The organism is Kitasatospora sp. SC0581 (assembly GCF_048159585.1).
Classification (GTDB): domain Bacteria; phylum Actinomycetota; class Actinomycetes; order Streptomycetales; family Streptomycetaceae; genus Kitasatospora.
The window spans coordinates 164,367-179,995 of record NZ_JBLRWA010000010.1 but is presented as its reverse complement, the minus strand read 5'-3'; the positions used below and the strand labels follow the sequence as shown (position 1 = coordinate 179,995).

The 15,629-nt window shown below is 73.5% G+C and carries 14 protein-coding genes; 6 read left to right on the top strand and 8 right to left on the bottom strand.

Annotated elements, in window-relative coordinates; all coding sequences use genetic code 11:
- Positions 1-235: 235 nt before the first annotated feature.
- Entirely contained in the window at positions 236-886 is a 651-nt protein-coding gene (locus ACLWS4_RS18660; protein ID WP_117491136.1) for a CatB-related O-acetyltransferase, read from the top strand.
- A gap of 97 nt (positions 887-983) precedes the next feature.
- Here ACLWS4_RS18660 and ACLWS4_RS18655 read toward each other — a convergent pair whose 3' ends face one another.
- From ACLWS4_RS18655 to ACLWS4_RS18640, 4 genes are all read right to left on the bottom strand, one after another.
- Positions 984-1,286: a DUF7701 domain-containing protein gene (locus tag ACLWS4_RS18655; RefSeq protein ID WP_074005344.1), complete on the bottom strand. Its 303-nt coding sequence runs from the start codon at positions 1,284-1,286 to the stop codon at positions 984-986.
- Positions 1,283-1,768: a hypothetical protein gene (locus tag ACLWS4_RS18650; protein ID WP_053112619.1), complete on the bottom strand. Its 486-nt coding sequence runs from the start codon at positions 1,766-1,768 to the stop codon at positions 1,283-1,285. Before ACLWS4_RS18650 ends, ACLWS4_RS18655 begins: the two co-directional genes overlap by 4 nt.
- Positions 1,769-1,931: 163 nt before the next feature.
- Positions 1,932-4,949, bottom strand: coding sequence for a BTAD domain-containing putative transcriptional regulator (locus ACLWS4_RS18645; RefSeq protein ID WP_416874659.1), 3,018 nt, complete (start codon positions 4,947-4,949; stop codon positions 1,932-1,934).
- A gap of 145 nt (positions 4,950-5,094) precedes the next feature.
- Positions 5,095-5,820, bottom strand: coding sequence for a DUF4232 domain-containing protein (locus ACLWS4_RS18640; RefSeq protein WP_416874691.1), 726 nt, complete (start codon positions 5,818-5,820; stop codon positions 5,095-5,097).
- 196 nt (positions 5,821-6,016) lie between these two features.
- Between ACLWS4_RS18640 and ACLWS4_RS18635 the strand changes: the two genes are divergently transcribed.
- The 4 genes from ACLWS4_RS18635 to ACLWS4_RS18620 all read left to right on the top strand — a co-directional run bounded on the left by ACLWS4_RS18635 (position 6,017) and on the right by ACLWS4_RS18620 (position 11,356).
- Complete coding sequence (locus ACLWS4_RS18635) at positions 6,017-7,477, top strand: helix-turn-helix domain-containing protein (protein ID WP_416874690.1); 1,461 nt, start codon at positions 6,017-6,019, stop codon at positions 7,475-7,477.
- A gap of 198 nt (positions 7,478-7,675) precedes the next feature.
- Entirely contained in the window at positions 7,676-9,097 is a 1,422-nt protein-coding gene (locus ACLWS4_RS18630) for a uracil-xanthine permease family protein (RefSeq protein WP_416874658.1), read from the top strand.
- A 151-nt stretch (positions 9,098-9,248) separates the two neighbouring features.
- A complete protein-coding gene (locus tag ACLWS4_RS18625; RefSeq protein WP_416874657.1) occupies positions 9,249-9,980 on the top strand; it encodes a heparin lyase I family protein in 732 nt (243 codons plus the stop codon).
- A 206-nt stretch (positions 9,981-10,186) separates the two neighbouring features.
- Entirely contained in the window at positions 10,187-11,356 is a 1,170-nt protein-coding gene (locus ACLWS4_RS18620) for a hypothetical protein (RefSeq protein ID WP_416874656.1), read from the top strand.
- A 97-nt stretch (positions 11,357-11,453) separates the two neighbouring features.
- Here ACLWS4_RS18620 and ACLWS4_RS18615 read toward each other — a convergent pair whose 3' ends face one another.
- From ACLWS4_RS18615 to ACLWS4_RS18600, 4 genes are all read right to left on the bottom strand, one after another.
- Positions 11,454-11,888: a peptidase inhibitor family I36 protein gene (locus tag ACLWS4_RS18615; RefSeq protein ID WP_416874655.1), complete on the bottom strand. Its 435-nt coding sequence runs from the start codon at positions 11,886-11,888 to the stop codon at positions 11,454-11,456.
- Positions 11,889-11,944: 56 nt separating this feature from the next.
- Complete coding sequence (locus ACLWS4_RS18610) at positions 11,945-12,385, bottom strand: peptidase inhibitor family I36 protein (RefSeq protein ID WP_375876220.1); 441 nt, start codon at positions 12,383-12,385, stop codon at positions 11,945-11,947.
- A 67-nt stretch (positions 12,386-12,452) separates the two neighbouring features.
- On the bottom strand, positions 12,453-12,899 hold the full coding sequence (locus ACLWS4_RS18605; RefSeq protein ID WP_416874654.1) for a peptidase inhibitor family I36 protein: 447 nt from the start codon (positions 12,897-12,899) through the stop codon (positions 12,453-12,455).
- A gap of 259 nt (positions 12,900-13,158) precedes the next feature.
- Entirely contained in the window at positions 13,159-14,547 is a 1,389-nt protein-coding gene (locus ACLWS4_RS18600; RefSeq protein ID WP_416874653.1) for an alpha/beta fold hydrolase, read from the bottom strand.
- Between the two features lie 370 nt (positions 14,548-14,917).
- Between ACLWS4_RS18600 and ACLWS4_RS18595 the strand changes: the two genes are divergently transcribed.
- The gene (locus ACLWS4_RS18595) at positions 14,918-15,364 is read left to right on the top strand and encodes a hypothetical protein (protein WP_049653198.1); all 447 of its coding nucleotides are present in this window, start codon (positions 14,918-14,920) and stop codon (positions 15,362-15,364) included.
- The last annotated feature ends 265 nt before the right edge of the window (positions 15,365-15,629 follow it).

The window sequence follows — 15,629 nt, the reverse complement described above, 5'->3', positions numbered from 1 at the left end:
GGCCGGCCGCGCGGTTCGGACCGGACCCGTTATGTGTACGAGACCGAAGTGGACGCGGCCGTGGTGTCCGATGACCGGCCGATGACCGTCAGGAGGCTCCGAGCTGTACAGACAACTTGACGTCATTTGATCAAGGAAGGCGGCCGGTGCGGGGAAAACCGCCGGACCGCCGCGCCGTCCGATGGATCATGGAACCCCTGATGTCCCGTCAACACGAGAGCGGTGCCCCCTGGTGATCCCCGCCGTGCCCGACCCGACCGTGCTGCACCCCTTCCCCGAACAGCCGCGGGTGGTGCTCCTCAAGCCGCTGCTCACCTCGCCGCTGATCGAGGTCGGCGAGTACTCGTACTACGACGACCCGGACGACCCGACGGCCTTCCAGACCCGCAACGTGCTCTACCACTACGGGCCGGAGAAGCTCGTCATCGGGAGGTTCTGCGCCTTCGCCACCGGGGTGCGGTTCGTCATGAACGGCGCCAACCACCGGATGGACGGGCCCTCCACCTTCCCCTTCCCCATCATGGGCGGCTCCTGGGCCGAGCACCTCGACCTGATCACCGGCCTGCCCGGGCGCGGCGACACCGTCGTCGGCCACGACGTGTGGCTCGGCTACCGCGTCACCGTCATGCCCGGGGTGCGCATCGGCCACGGCGCCGTCGTCGCCGCCGGATCCGTCGTCACCTCCGACATCCCCGACTACGCCGTCGCCGGCGGCAACCCGGCCAAGGTGATCCGGCTGCGGTACGACGAGGCCGACATCGCCCGCCTGCTGGACCTCGCCTGGTGGCACTGGCCCGCCGAGCACCTCACCCGCCACCTGCGCACCGTCATGTCCGGCACCGTCGACGAGCTGGCGGCCGCCGCCCCCGGCATGCCCGGCGCCTGATCCCGCGTACGGTGCCGGGCCCGCGGCCGGGGCCGCTCCCCCGCCGCGGGCCCGTCGCCGTCCCCCGGCTGCGGCCGTCCTCGGGCCGCGGCCGTCCTCAGGCCGTGGCGGGGCGGTGGAGCCGGCGGGCGGCGGTGCGGATGGCGAGGGTGTACGGGGCGTCCAGGGCGCGGGTGCGGGCGTCGAGGTCGTGGAAGGGCACCAGGGCCCGGTGGGTGTCGTCGGTGGTCTGGGTCCAGGCCGTCCAGGCGTTGTGGACGTCCTCGTCGGTGACCTGCTCGCCCTTGGCCTGGAGCAGCACGGCGTAGAGGCGGAACAGGTCGTCGGCGCCCTCGGGGGGTCTGGCCTCCGTGGGCAGGCAGGAGCGGATCAGGTCGGCGATGGGGTCGAGGTGGCTCATACGGCCAGTGTGCCGCTGACGAGCGTGCCGGTGAGCAGGATCAGATGGGCCGCCGCGAATATCATCGGCACGAGCCGTTCCGTGGTGCCGAGTTCGGTGTAGTGCCGGTGGCGCCGGCCGGCCGCCGCGGTGTTCCTGAGGGCGTCCCACTCGTCGGTGTAGATCCGCGCGGACAGCTTCTCCTCCAGGCTGTTGATGACCTGGAACTTGGCGCCGTTGAGGTCCCGGTAGCTGCGCAGCTGCATCCACCAGGCGCCGGACAGGGTGATGCCGGCCAGCGCGACGGCGGTCGGCACCCACCACGGGGACTCGGACAACTTCGGTATGCCGAAGCCGATCAGGGTGACCAGCGCGGTCTGCACGGACAGGAAGAAGGTGTTGGCGCTGCCCCGGCGGGCCGAGACCCGGTCGGCCATCTCCACGGCGAGCAGGTACAGCTCCAGCAGTTCGGACCGACGGTTCGGCTCCGGCGGCGTGGTCATCGCGCATCCCCCTCGGGCAGGTGGTGTGCCGGCTTCGCCCGCTGCCCGGGCTTCCCCCGTTGTGTCCATCCTTCCCTTCGGGCGGGCCCGCCAGTGCTGCGCGGGGGTGCCCGGCCGCCGGCGGTGGGTCCGGTCGGCGCGGGTCCGGTCAGCGCGGGTCCGGTCAGCGCGGGTAGGTCGACGGCCGCGCGTACGCCGGGCCGCCGGGGGCGGTGGCGGGCACGGCCGTGCCGGGCGCGACGGCGGCGGGCGGCGCGGCGGCGGGCGCGACGGCGCCGGCCACCGCGGCGCCGCCGTCCGACAGGGCGCGCAGCGCGGCGCCCGCCTCCGACTCGCCCTCCCCGTACTGGTGGGCGCGGGCGGTGCGCAGCGCGGCGCCGAGGTGGCGGGCGGCCTCCTCGGGGTGGCCGGTGGCGGCCAGGGCGCGGCCGTAGAGGGTCTGCAGGACCACCCGGCGGGTGACCGGGAAGGGCGGTTCGGCGACGGCCAGGCCGCGGGCGGCGTGCTGGGCGGCCTCCTCGTGGGCGCCGGCGGCCAGGCACTCGTGGGCCAGGTGCTGGCGGGCGAGGCCGACGAGGTCGGCGCGGCCGGCCCGTTCGGCCAGGGACAGGGCCTTCAGCAGCAGGCCGTGCACCCGGGCCCGGCCGGCGTGGTCGCCGTGGCGGGCGAGCGCGACGGCGTGGTTGACCAGGGCGACGGCCTGGGCGCAGCCGTCGCCGGCCCGGGCGGCGAGGTCGGGGGCGCGTTCCAGGTGGTCGAGGGCCTGGTCGGGGCGGCCCTCCTCCAGCAGGACCCAGCCGAGCAGGGCCCGGGCGCGGGACTGGGCGCCGGGGTCGCGGTCGGCCTCGGCGGCGGCCAGGCCGTGTTCGAGCAGCGGTGCCCAGCCGTCCCGGACCTGCCAGACGATCAGCGGCCACTGGAGCAGCACCAGGCGCCAGGCGCGGTCGTGCAGTCCGGCGGCGACGGCCGCCTCGACGGCGCCGCGCAGGGTGTCGCGTTCGGCGGCGTACCAGGCGAGGGCGCTCGCCCGGTCGGGGAAGGGGCGGACCTCGGCGGGGCGGCGGGTGCCGGGCGGCAGGGCGCAGCACGGTTCGCTGCCCGGTTCGGCGGCGGCGCAGGCGGTGAGGAGGGTGTTGAGCAGGTGGTCGAGCAGGCGGGGCAGCACCTGGGTGTCGGTGTCGCCGGGCAGGCTGCGGGCGTAGAGGCGGACCAGGTCGTGCAGGGTGTAGGCGTCCCGGCCGATCTGCACGATCAGGTGGGCGGTGGCCAGTTGGGCCAGGGCGGCGGCGGCCTCGTCGGGGCGGCAGCCGGCCAGGGCGGCGGCGGTGCGGCTGTCGAGGGTGGCGCCGGTGTGGGCGCCGAGGCTGCGGAACGTCCGGCGGGCGGGTTCGCCCAGGTGCTGGACGGTCAGGGCGAGCGCGGCGGCGACGCTGGTGTCCTCGACGTCGAGGAGGTCCAGGCGGTCCTGCTCGTCGGCGAGTTCGTCGGCGAGGGCGGCCAGCGCGCGGGCCGGGCCGGTGGCCAGGCGGGCGGCGGCCAGCCGCAGGGCCAGCGGCAGGCCGTCGCACAGGTCGGCCAGGCGGGCGGCGGCCTCGGGTTCGGCGGCGACCAGGTCGGGGCCGAGGGTCGCGGCGAGCAGGGTGACGGCCTGCGGGGAGGAGAGTTCGGCGAGCGGCACGGGGCGGGCGGCGTCGGAGGCGACCAGGCCGCCGAGCCGGTCGCGGCTGGTGACCAGGGTGACGCAGTCGTCGCCGTCGGGCAGCAGCGGGCGCACCTGGTCGGAGCGGCGGGCGTTGTCCAGGACGATCAGCATCCGGCGCCCGGCGGTCAGTTCGCGGTAGCGGGCGCCCATCGCCTCGGCGGTGGCGGGCATCCGCTCGACGGGCAGGCCCAGGGCGAGCAGCAGTTCGCGCAGGACGGCGGCGGTGTCGCGCTCGGGCAGCGGGCTGTGGCCGCACAGGTCGACGAAGAGCCGGCCGTCGGGGAAGTCCTGGTGGCGGCGGTGCGCCCAGGACAGGGCGAGGGTGGTCTTGCCGACGCCGGCGCCGCCGGTGAGCAGGGCGACGGCGCCGGGGGCGGCGGTGGCCCGGTCGAGCGCGGCCAGTTCGTCCTCCCGGCCGGCGAAGCCGCGCGGGCGGCGGGGGAAGGGCCAGGGGGTGTGCTGCGCGGCAGTGGCGGCGGGTGCTGCCGGGGGGCGGGCGGTGACCGGTACGGGGGCGGGTGCGGGGGCGGGTGCGGGTGCGGGCCGCTGGTCGGGGACGGAGGCCAGGCCGCCGACGGTGGGGACCCGCGTGGGCGGCACGGGGTCGAAGGCCTGCCGGTCGAAGGCCAGGCGGTCCGGCGGTTCCTGGTCGCTCGGGTGCCGGGCGGGCGGCACCCGGTCGGAGCGGCCCGGCGGCAGGGCGGGGCGCGGGGCGGCGTCGGGGCGGCTCGGCGGGGTGTCGGTGCGCAGCAGGCGGGCGTAGGCGTCGGTGAGTTCCGGTCCGGGGTCGATGCCGAGTTCCTCGGCGAGGGCCCGGCGGGTGCGGTGGAACCAGTCGAGGGCCTCGGAGCGGCGCCCCGCGCGGCCGAGCGCGTGCATGAGGTGGGCGACCAGCGGTTCGCGCAGCGGGTCGGCGGTGGCCTCGGTGTGCAGCAGGCCGGCGGCCGCGCAGTGGTCGCCGAGCCGGCCGTGGGCGCGGGCCAGGTCCTCGACGGCGGCCAGTCGCCGTTCCTCCAGGGCCCGGGCGGCGGACTGCAGCGGCAGGCCGGCGGTGGTGCCGGCCAGGGCGGGGCCCCGCCACAGGGCGAGTGCCTCGCGCAGGTCGGCGGCGGCCCGGGCGGCGTCGTCCAGGGAGCGGGCGCGGGCCACCAGGCGGTCGAACCGTATGGTGTCCACGGCCTGGTCGGGTGTCCGCAGCCGGTAGGCGCCGTTGTCGGTGACGAGTTCGACGCCGGCGGCGGGGGCGTCGTGGGCGGTGAGCAGGGAGCGCAGCCCGGAGACGTGGTTGTGGATGACGGTGCGCGAGTGCCGGGGCGGTTCCTCGTCCCAGAGGGTCTCGGTGAGCCGTTCGACCGTGACCGGTGCTCCGGGGTTCAGCAGGAGCATGGCCAGCAGGCTGCGGCGCTTGGCCGATCCGGCCGGAAGCTCGCGGCCGTCCGCGGCCACCACGGTCACCGAGCCCAGCAGTCGGAACTCCACGCACCCCCCTTGGATCAGATGTATATGACAAGCATATGACAGCACGCGATCCGTCGGTCGCGGAGCGTCGCCCACGAACGGGCGGGGCGGCGCACCGCGGACGGCGGGGCGGCGGGCACCGGCCCCGCCCCGCCTGGTCCGGGGACTACGAGGTGACGGCGTCGTCCATGGACTGCTGCCAGTAGCCGACCTTGAGCGAGTCGTCGATGTACAGACCCTTGGCGGGCAGCGAAGGGTTGCTTCCCGCGCCGACGCTCTCGTTGCCGGAGGGGCCGTGGAAGTAGACGGCCAGCGAGGTCTCGGTGCGGCCGTGGGCGCCGCTGCCATCGGTGGCGGACAGGTTCACCGAGGCGTAGCCGGACTCGCCGGGCTTGAGCGTGACGACGGCCTGCGGCTTGGAGTCCTCGATGACCGGCGGCACCGACTGGGCCTCGCCGAAGCGCACGGCCGGGTAGCCGTAGAGGTAGCAGGGGGCGCTGCCGGTGTTGGTGACGGTCAGCAGCAGATGGTTGACCGGGCGGGTCAGCGGAGCCGCGACGGTCTTGGTGACGGAACCCTCGCAGGTGACGGCCTTGCCGTCCGCGGGGCTCGGCGGCTTCGGGGCGGCGGGCGCCTTCGCGGAGGGCTTGGCGGAGGCGGGCGAGCCGGTCTGGGCCGGGGCGCCGGTGGCGGGTGCGGGGGCAGGGGCGGGGGCCGCCGGGGCGGGGGCGCTCGCGGCGGGCGGGGCGGTGGGCGCCGGGGAGTTCGCGGAGGTCCCCTTGCCGCCCGCGTCCCCCGCGTCGTCGTTGCACGCCGTCAGGGTGAGCGCGGCGAGCGCGGCGGTCGCGACGGCGGCCAGGAGGCGGGTGCGGGAGGTACGGGCGGTGCGGATGCCGAGCATGTGGGCGTGGCCTCTTCGAAGATCGTTCGGTGTGGTGCTTGGATGACCGGAGCCTGCCCGGTGGCCCGTCCCAGCCGCCACGGTCGACGGCCGGTCAGGGACGCTGGGACACTGGGAGGGGCCCTGAGCAGGGGGGATGCCGGGGCCCTGGAACACGGGGATGAGACATGGGGGTTGGACGATGGGAATGCCGCACGCGACGGGGAGCCCGGCGGCGGACGATCTCGCGGCACTGCTGGGGGAACTGAAGGAGCGTTCGGGGCTCAGCTACGGGACGCTCGCCAAGCGCCTGCACCTGAGCACCTCGACGCTGCACCGCTACTGCATCGGCGCCGTGGTGCCGCCCGAGTTCGCGCCGCTGGACCGCCTGGCGCGGCTCTGCCGGGCGACGCCGCAGGAGCTGATGGAGCTGCACCGGCGCTGGATCCTGGCCGACGGGGCGCGCCGGGCCCGGCCGGGGCAGGAGGCGGGGGTTTCCGCTCCCGCGGCCGCCGCCGTACCTGCGGCCGTACCCGCTCCCGTCCCGGAGCCCGTACGGGAGGCGGACACCGGGCCGGCGCCGTCCGGGCCGGCGCCGTCCGAGCCGACGCCGGACGGGCCGCCGGACGGCGAGGAGGACGAGCCGGTCGCCGTCGGCGTGCCGGCCGGGGGCCCCGCGCCGGGGCGGGGCCGGCGCCGGGTGCTGCTGGCCGCCGTCACCGCGGCGGCCGTGCTGGGGGCGGTGGCGTTCAGCCTCGTCCCCTCCGGCGGGCACGGGAACGGGGCCAACGGTGGGAGCGCGGAGGCGGCCGCCGACCAGCGCCCGGCCGGCGCCGCCGAGGCGGCCGCCACCGACACCGGGCAGCCGGGCAGTGCCGGGCCCTCGACGCCGGGGGCCTCCGCGTCCACTCCCCCAGGCGGCGCGGGCCAGGCGCCCTCCGTCTCCCCCTCGTCCTCCGACTCCGTTCCCGGCACCGCGGCCGGTTCCGGCCTCACCAGCTCCGACCCGGGCGGGGCCGGTGAGGCCGGCCCGGGCGTCTCCGCGAGCGCCTCCCCCACCGCCACCACCGACCCGGCGCCGCTGAGGATCGCGACCCGCCCCTACGTCTACGAGAACCCGTGCTACCAGCACTTCCTCGTCGACAGCCCGCCCCAGCAGGTCGGCCCGCCCGCCAACGAGCCGGAGGCGCCGCGCTGGGCCGCCGCGTACGGCGCGGTCGCCTCCGGGGAGCAGCGGGTCGCGCTGACCGTCCAGGGCACCGGGAAGGACACCGTCGTCCTGGAGGCGCTGCACGTACGGGTCGTGACCAAGGGCGCGCCGCTCCCCTGGAACGACTACGCGATGGGGGTGGGCTGCGGCGGCGGGGTGGAGAGCGCCTCCTTCGACATCGACCTGGACAGCGGCAGTCCGACGGTCACCGCCCGGGGCGGGCAGCGCTCCTTCCCGCGCAAGGTCAGCGAGTCCGATCCCGAGGTCTTCTACGTCACCGCGCACACCCGGGCGCACGACGTGCGCTGGGAGCTGACCCTGGACTGGTCCAGCGGCGGGCGCAAGGGCACGATGCGCGTCGCCGCGGGCAACACGCCGTTCCGTACCAGCGGGGCCACCGGGCGGCCGGGCTACGACTACCCGTTGGGCGGCAGCGAGTGGGAGCGCCGGCCGCGCTGAGCCCTCGGAAGCCGAGCCCGGCGGGCCGGACGAACCGCCCGCGCCGGGCGGGCCAGGACCAAGCGGAGGAACCGACTCCGACGGCTGTTACCACACGTCCGCGCAGCTCACGCGCGGGCCGGGTGATCGCCAGGGCACCCGGCGGCCACCACAATGGTGCGGACAGTTCCTCGGAAGTACAGAGAAAGCGAAACACCCATGGATCTCGGCGTGCGCTGGAAGCTGCACGGTGACGGGCGTACGCCCGCGCCGGGGGCGGTGGTCCGTCCCGACGAACGGCTCTCCTGGCCCCGCACGGTAGGGCTGGGCGCCCAGCACGTGGTGGCGATGTTCGGGGCGAGCTTCGTGGCGCCCGTGCTGATGGGGCTCGACCCGAACCTCGCGATCATGATGTCCGGCGTGGCGACCGTGATCTTCCTGCTGGCCACCAAGGGCCGGGTGCCCAGCTACCTGGGCTGCTCGCTGTCCTTCGTGGGCGTGGCGGCGGTGATCCGGGCGCAGGGCGGCACCAGCGCGACGGTGACCGGCGCGGTGTTCGTGGTGGGCGTGGTGCTGTTCCTGGTCGGGGTGGCGGTCCAGCGGTTCGGGGCGCGGATCATCCACGCCGCGATGCCGCCGATCGTCACCGGCGCGGTGGTCATGCTGATCGGCTTCAACCTCGCCCCGGTGACCGCCTCGACGTACTGGCCGCAGGACCAGTGGACGGCGCTGCTGGTGATGCTGTTCACCGGTCTGGCCGTGGTGTGCCTGCGCGGCTTCTGGTCGCGGGTGGCGATCTTCCTGGGGCTGCTGTTCGGGTACGGGATCTCCTGGCTGTTCGACCAGGTCTTCGGGAAGATCCACTCGGTGGACGGCGGCGGGCACATGACCGACCACTGGCGCCTGGACCTGTCGGGCGTCGGCAAGGCGGACTGGATCGGCCTGCCGACCTTCCACGGCCCGTCCTTCCAGTGGTCGGCGATCCTGGTGGCGCTGCCCGTGGTGATCGCGCTGGTCGCCGAGAACGCCGGGCACGTCAAGGCGGTCGGCGAGATGACCGGCTCCAACCTGGACGACAAGCTGGGCACCGCGATCTCGGCGGACGGCGTCGCCTCCATGCTCTCCACCGCGGTCGGCGGCCCGCCGAACACCACGTACTCGGAGAACATCGGCGTCATGGCCGCCACCCGGGTCTACTCGACGGCCGCCTACTGGTGCGCCGCCGGCTTCGCCCTGCTGTTCGGCCTGTGCCCGAAGTTCGGCGCGATCGTGGCCGCGATCCCCGGCGGGGTGCTCGGCGGGATCACCGTGATCCTGTACGGCATGATCGGCCTGCTCGGCGCGCAGATCTGGACCAAGTCCCAGGTGGACCTGCGCAACCCGCTGAACCTGGTGCCGGCCGCGGCGGGCATCATCATCGGCATCGGCAACGTGTCGCTGAAGTTCACCGACACCTTCAGCATCAGCGGCATCGCGCTCGGCACGCTGGTCGTCATCACCGGCTACCACGCGCTGCGGGCGCTGGCGCCGGCGCACCTCAAGACGCAGGAGCCGCTGCTGGACGAGGGCACCTCCTCGTACGACGAGAACGCGGAAGGCGCTGAGGGCGCCGGGGGAACCGGGGCACCGCGCACCCCGTAACGGACGGGAGCGGGGCCGGGTTCACCCCGGAGGACGGCCGGCGGAAGTGACCGAAAAGCACTTCCGTCGGCCGTTTCGTCTGGCCGGGCGGGCCGGTTGCTGGTCGAATCACTGCTCGCTCGTATCGGCCACTCATCCCCCCGGGAGAGGCATGTCCCCTCTGACCCACCGCCGCAAGGCCGCCACCGCGGCCGCCGCCCTCGCCACGCTGGCGCTCACCTGCGGCCAGGCCTCCGCCAGCAGCCCCGCCGCCGACGCGGGCAAGGTCCTGTGGACGCCGAGCACCAGCACGGGCCCGTCCTCGTTCAAGGCCGTCCAGTGCGCGGCGAACAACTTCGGCGTGGTGAAGGACCCCGCCAAGGGCAGCGTGTGGCGGGCCTTCCAGGCCGCCGGCGAGGAGCGCTGCGAGACGCTCAGCCCGGACCTGAAGGAGGGCGACACCTTCTACCTGGGCTGGTCGTCCAAGGTGGACATCAAGGACACCAACAGCCGGTACGTCTTCCAGCTGAAGTGCTCGCCGAGCACCGACACCGCCAACCACCCGATCGAGATCGACATCGTCAACGGGCGCGTCCGCCTCCAGGAGTGGGACACCGCCCACGTGGCGCACTCCCTGTGGACCGCGCAGACGGCCAACAACACCTGGCACTCGTACGCGCTGAAGATCCGCCTGGGCCGCACGGACGGCACCATCGACTTCTGGTTCGACGGCGTGAAGCAGACGCTCACCACGGGCTCGGGCACGTTCAAGGGCACCACCTGGGACGGCGACCGGAACTACCTCAAGTGGGGCTCGTACCACCCCTCCACGGGCGACGCGACGAACACCTTCACCAGCCCGGTGATGGCCACCACCCTGGAGGCGGCCACCGCCGGCTCGTGAACAGCCGTGGGCCCGGACCGCGCCGGACGCGGTCCGGGCCCACTGTTCGGCGGAGTCGTGGCCACCTGCCCCGCAGGCGAGTTCGCGCACGTACCGGCGCGTTGCCCGCCCGGGCAACCTTTGCTGCCCGCCCGTACCTGGCACTGGTTCGCCCCCGCCCAGTATCAAGGAGGAGTCGACCGCCCCGCGCCCGTGGAGAGCCTTCCTTGCACGATCACGAGACCACCAGAGCCACCGAGACAGGCCGCCGTACCCCCGCCCGCAAGCCCAGCCCCGCCCCGCCCACGCGGCTGCTCGGCCTCCAGGCCACGGTCGGCAACGCCGCGGTCGTCCAGATGCTCCGCCAGACCGGCCACTCCCAGACCGGCCACTCCCAGGTCGGCCACTCCCAGGCCCGGCCCGAACAGCACCGACACACCGTCGGCCACGTCCCGGCCCGTCCTCCGGCCGCCGTCCAGCGCGCCGAAGGCGGATCGGACACCGACGCCGAATCCGAGTTCCGGCTGGGCGTCGCGGCCACGTTGGAACGGGTCATCAACGACGACGTCAAGGACCGGCTGGGTGTCAGCGGGCTGCACCTGAGCATCGGCGGCGGAGGCGGGGTGGCCGCGCTGAAGGCCGCACGGCCCGTCCAGGACCTCGATCTGCGGCTCCACATCGCCGACCCCGAGGGCCAGGACCCGGAGCTGCGCCGGCAGGTCATCGCGTACCTCGAAGCCCTGCTGCAGGACGAAGCGGGCACGGACGCCAACGGCACGACGGTGAAGGGCACGTTCGGCGGGGCCGAGGTCAGCGTCACGCTGGGCAAAGTGCCCACGGAGACGCGGGACATGCAGGTGCACGAGAGCTCCGCCCGGGTCCCCCTGACGGTCGTGGCGCCGCTGCGCCTGTTCACGGACAAGGTGACCGCCTTCGCCATGCGCAAGGAGAAGGAGGGAGAGGTCCTGGCGGAGAAGCGGCAGAGGGACGCCCGTGACCTGCTGACCCTCCACTCGCAGATCACCGCCGAGGGGGAACTGGCGGACGTACTGGCCGAGAACGCGGACAACGACGAGCTCATCCACCACGGCCTGAAGAAAGCGGCCCAGTTCACGCAGGAACTGGGCCGCTACCGGAAGGACCACACGGGCGATTTCGAGCCCGCGGAGTGGGAGCGCCTCCGGGAGATCGGACGGACCCTGGAGAGGGTCGCCAAGGGTCTGCGCAAGTCCAAGGCCGAGCCCCCGGCGCAACCGGCGAGCCCCTCCGGTGCCGCCCCGGCGGCCGTCGACGCCCCCGCCGGCACGGATTCCGGCGCGATGACCAAGGCCGACCGCAAGGCCGCCAAGCAGGCCAGGCGGCAGCAGAAGCTGACCGAGCGGCCACCGGCGGACTGAGGGATCCCGCTCCGGACCGTAGGCCCGGACCGCGGTGGACGCGGTCCGGGCCTACGGTTTCACACGGCCGCGGGGGTCGGCCGGGTCCTGCGGCGGATCAGCAGTACTTGAAGGAGCTGATCTTGTCGTTGATCCACGACGGGAGGGAGGGCCACCGTTCCCAGGGGCCGATCCTGAACTCCAGGCCGCCGTAGTCGTTGTTCTCGTAGAAGCAGATGCTGCTCCCGGTGTTGTTCACCACCGACGACGTGACGTCCTGCATCCCCGTCCACAGGCCGTTCTTCCGTTCCAGCTTGCCCATGTCGCTGATGTTCTGGTCCGAGGCGATCGCCGCGAACTTGCCGGTGGAGCCCGTGTTGCCGACGTAGCTGTTCTCGGTCCACAGGCAGACGTAGTTGGTGGGGCACGCGCCGGCGCCCTGACCGATGCCGAGGATCGTGTTGGCGCTGGCGGAGCCCGACACGGTCACGACCAGTCCGACGGCGGCGGCCGCGCACAGGCCGAGCCTGGTCATCTTCTGGGAAAGCTTCATGACGATCCGTTCAGGTCGAGGTGGGGAGTCGAGGTGGGGGTCGAGGCGATGAGGGGTCAGCAGTACTTGAAGGAGCTGATCTTGTCGTTGATCCACGACGGGATGTAGGGCCAGTGCTCCCCGGGGCCGATCTTGAACTCCAGGCCGGTGTACCAGTTGTTCTCGTAGAAGCAGATGCTGCTCCCGGTGTTGTTCAGCACCGACGAGGTGATGTCCTGCATGCCCTTGTCCCCACCGGAGCTGCGCTTCTGGAGCTTGCCCATGTCGCCGGTGTCCTGGTTCGACGCGAAGGAGCCGAACTTCGCGTCGTTGATGGTCCCGCCCCGGATGAAGTTGGCCTCCGACCACAGGCAGACGTAGCCGTCGGGGCACGACCCGGCCCCGTGGCCGATGTCGTAGACGTTGGTGGCGCTCGCGGAGGTCGCCCCGGTCACGATCAGGCCGACGGCGGCGGCGGCGGACAGGCCCAGCTTGGCCAGGTTCCTGGAGAGCTTCATGACGATCCGTTCAGGTCGAGGAAAGGAGAAGGAGGGAAGGGAGGAAGGGAGGAAGGGAGGGGGCAGGTCAGCAGAACTTGAAGGAGCTGATCTTGTCGTTGATCCACGACGGGACGGAGGCCCACTTCTCCCGGGGGCCGATCTTGAACTCCAGGCCGCCGTAGTTGCTGTGCTCGTAGAAGCAGATGCTGCTCCCGGTGTTGTTCACGACCGAGGAGGCCTCGTCCGCCATGCCCTTCCAGCGCCAGAGCTTGCTCTCGAACTTGAACGACGCCAGGTCCGCGATGTTCTCGTTCGCGCCCACGGCCCCGTAGTCGACCCCGCCCTTCGGGTTCCCCACGATGTAGTTGTTCTCGCTCCACAGGCACACCCAGTTGGCGGGGCACTTGCCGGGACCGGTCTCGATCGAGGTGAGGATGTCGGCGCTCGCCGTCGTCGTCGTGGCGGCGAGCACCCCGGCCACCGTGGCGGCACCCACCGCGAGCCTCGTCGCCAGTCGCCGCAGGTTCATCATGATGGTCTCCTCTGCTCTTCAACTGCCCAGGGGGCGCTCCGACGTTCGTTCGCGGAGCAGCACCACTGTGGCGGCGAGGGCAGAAAGGACGCATCGGTCATCCGACTGCATGGGGAACCGGCGCCGGTGACCTAAGTCGGCGACCTGGCCGGACCGTAGGCGTCCGGGCATAGGTAGCGCGGCCCGCGGACGCCGACGGGGCCCGGACCGCGGTGGCTGCGGTCCGGGCCCCGGGCTTTCCGTTCCCCCGCTGCTTCGGCTACTTCAGCAGGAAGTCGTACACCGCCTGCCGCCCGGCCGGGTTCGCCGCCCGGTTCTGCACCGAGTGCGCCGCCCCGGGGACGATCACGATCTGCGGGTCGTGCGCCAACTTCGCCTGTTCGTAGAGCAGTTCGTACGGCGTGGCGATGTCGCGGTCGCCGCCGAGCAGCAGCACCGGCACGTTCGGCAGCTTGCGGTGCGCCGGCGGGAGCGGCGGCACCGGCTCGCGCGGCCAGTCCAGGCAGACCAGGAGGCTGCCGAGCCCGGTCGCGGTCGCCGGGTCGTACGGCCAGGTCTGCTCGGCGGTCAGCCGCTGCCGGGTGCGCTCCAGCGCGGCCGCCCGGCCCTCGACCGGGGTGTCGGTGCCGCCCCACGGGAAGCGCGCGTCGGCGCAGATGGTGGCGGAGTGCAGGCCCTGGCTGAGGTCCTCGGCCGGGGCGGCGTCGACCACCTGGTGGACGAGGTCGAAGAGGTCCTGGAGCTTGGCGGGCTGCCCGGCGGCGGCCTCGTGAAGCGCCTCCGGGACCCCGCCGAAGTCCGGGTCGATGAACTCGAAGCCGGTGAGCGCGCTCAGGACCTGCGCCCCGTTGCCGTACCGGCGGACGGTGGCGGCGAGGTCGGCGGCCGGGTCGGTGGTGCAGCCGGTGGCCTGGCAGGCGGCCCGCAGCACCCGGGCGGTCGCGGGCATCGCGGCCAGGTCGAGGGGGTCGAAACCCCCTGGCGGCGCCACCGAGTCCAGCACCAGGCGGGCCACCCGGGACGGGTGGGCGAACGCGTACCGCTCGGCGACGATGGTGCCGTACGAGACGCCGTCCAGGGTGAGGCGCCGGGCACCGAGGGCGCGGCGCAGCAGGTCGATGTCGGCGACGGTGTCGGCGGTGCTGTAGAAGCGGGCGTTCGGTCCGAGGGCGGCGGCGCAGTCGGCGATCGACTGCCGGCGCGGCACGGCGAGGTCGGAGGAGCCCATGTCCTCCTGGAGGCCGGGGCACTGGAGCGCGCCCCGGCCGGTGCCGCGCTGGTCGTACATGACCAGGCGGTAGTCCTTGAGGACGGGCTCCAGCTTGCCCGCCATCTGCCGCACCGTCGGGACGCTGGCCTGGCCGGGGCCGCCGGAGAGGAACAGCAGGTCGCCCTTGGGGGCCTTGGTGTTGCCGCCGACGGCCACGGCGAGGTCGAGGGTGCCGGGGACGGCGCCGCTGTGGTCCAGCGGGACGGTGAGGGTCCCGCAGGTGAACTCGGGCGCGTCCGGGCAGGGTGCCTGCCCGGTGATCCCGCCGCCTGGCCTGTCCGTGGCGGCTGCGGGGGTGGCGGGGGTGGCCAGGGTGGTGCCGGCGACCACCGCGACGGCGCCCAGCAGAGCGGCGATGCGGCCGCGCGTGCTCGTCATGTGAGTCCTTCCGCTCGCACCGCGCCCGTGCGACGCGGTCACGGAAGCAGCCTGCGCCCCAGGGGACTTCGATGGCGAGCACCCGGGCGGGATTCGCCCGGAGAGCGAGCCGGAAGTCCCCGGACGGCCCCCTGTTGCCGATCAGCCCTGACGCCACACCTGTCAACTGGTCAACGGACCGGCATGACCCCCGGATGCCCGTCCTCCCCCTCTCCCTCCCCCTCACCACCACCCACGCCTGCACCTGGGAAGATCTTTTCTTAAATATTACAAATCATGACATTATCGGCCGTGTATGACTTCCGTCCGGCGAGCGCGACCCACCGCCGACGAGACTCGCCGTGTCAGAGGCCGCGGCTACGCTCCCGACATGGCTTCCTATACGAATGACCCGCTGCACCAGAAGCTGGTCGCTGTCCTGATCCCCCTCCTGCGCCGCACGTGCCCGGCAGATGCCGGCGGCTACGGCGGGTCGTACGAGCTGCGCCTGACCGCCCAGGAGGCCGAGGAACTCGGCGGCGTCCCCCTCATCCGATCGGCAATGCGCAAGGCAGCGCGCGAACTTGGCTGGTCAAAGCTGCAGACCTACGGCATGGGCCCCACGGGCGACATGGCGCTGGCTGGTGTCGTCGATGAGCGACAGATACCCGAGGAGTTCACAACCGTCGTCGAACGGCACCGGCTGGACAAGCAGCGAGCCGCCGCCGAGGCGGCCTGGCAGCTCGTCGCCACCGGCCGGCCGCATGCGGTACGCGGTTCGGCCTTCGTGACCACCCAGGAGTTCCGGGCCGCATACTCCGCGGCCGACCACGCCTGATCCGTGCCGCCCACTGGCAGGCCAGGAGCCGGCATGAGTCGGCAACGCCGCTCATGAGCGAGTTCCACGGCCTCGTCTATGAACAGTTGCTCCGAGGCCACGCGCACGGGGTCGACGGAAACCGTCAGTCGAGGCTGTGTGGCGTCGCCGACCGCTCGACTGGGCCTCCTGGTTTCCCGGGCGACCGGTGCCCGTGAGCTCGGAACTCAAGCTCGTCACGGTGCAATCGCACCCGGGCAGCTCGCCAGGCGGTATCGAAATCGAT

What these genes read in the sequence shown, in the direction of transcription:
- ACLWS4_RS18655 (WP_074005344.1), bottom strand. Translation starts at nt 1,286, where the DNA reads ATGAGCCACCTCGACCCCATCGCCGACCTGATCCGCTCCTGCCTGCCC.
- ACLWS4_RS18650 (WP_053112619.1), bottom strand. Translation starts at nt 1,768, where the DNA reads ATGACCACGCCGCCGGAGCCGAACCGTCGGTCCGAACTGCTGGAGCTG.
- ACLWS4_RS18635 (WP_416874690.1), top strand. Translation starts at nt 6,017, where the DNA reads ATGCCGCACGCGACGGGGAGCCCGGCGGCGGACGATCTCGCGGCACTG.
- ACLWS4_RS18630 (WP_416874658.1), top strand. Translation starts at nt 7,676, where the DNA reads ATGGATCTCGGCGTGCGCTGGAAGCTGCACGGTGACGGGCGTACGCCC.
- ACLWS4_RS18625 (WP_416874657.1), top strand. Translation starts at nt 9,249, where the DNA reads ATGTCCCCTCTGACCCACCGCCGCAAGGCCGCCACCGCGGCCGCCGCC.
- ACLWS4_RS18615 (WP_416874655.1), bottom strand. Translation starts at nt 11,888, where the DNA reads ATGAAGCTTTCCCAGAAGATGACCAGGCTCGGCCTGTGCGCGGCCGCC.
- ACLWS4_RS18610 (WP_375876220.1), bottom strand. Translation starts at nt 12,385, where the DNA reads ATGAAGCTCTCCAGGAACCTGGCCAAGCTGGGCCTGTCCGCCGCCGCC.
- ACLWS4_RS18605 (WP_416874654.1), bottom strand. Translation starts at nt 12,899, where the DNA reads ATGATGAACCTGCGGCGACTGGCGACGAGGCTCGCGGTGGGTGCCGCC.
- ACLWS4_RS18600 (WP_416874653.1), bottom strand. Translation starts at nt 14,547, where the DNA reads ATGACGAGCACGCGCGGCCGCATCGCCGCTCTGCTGGGCGCCGTCGCG.
- ACLWS4_RS18595 (WP_049653198.1), top strand. Translation starts at nt 14,918, where the DNA reads ATGGCTTCCTATACGAATGACCCGCTGCACCAGAAGCTGGTCGCTGTC.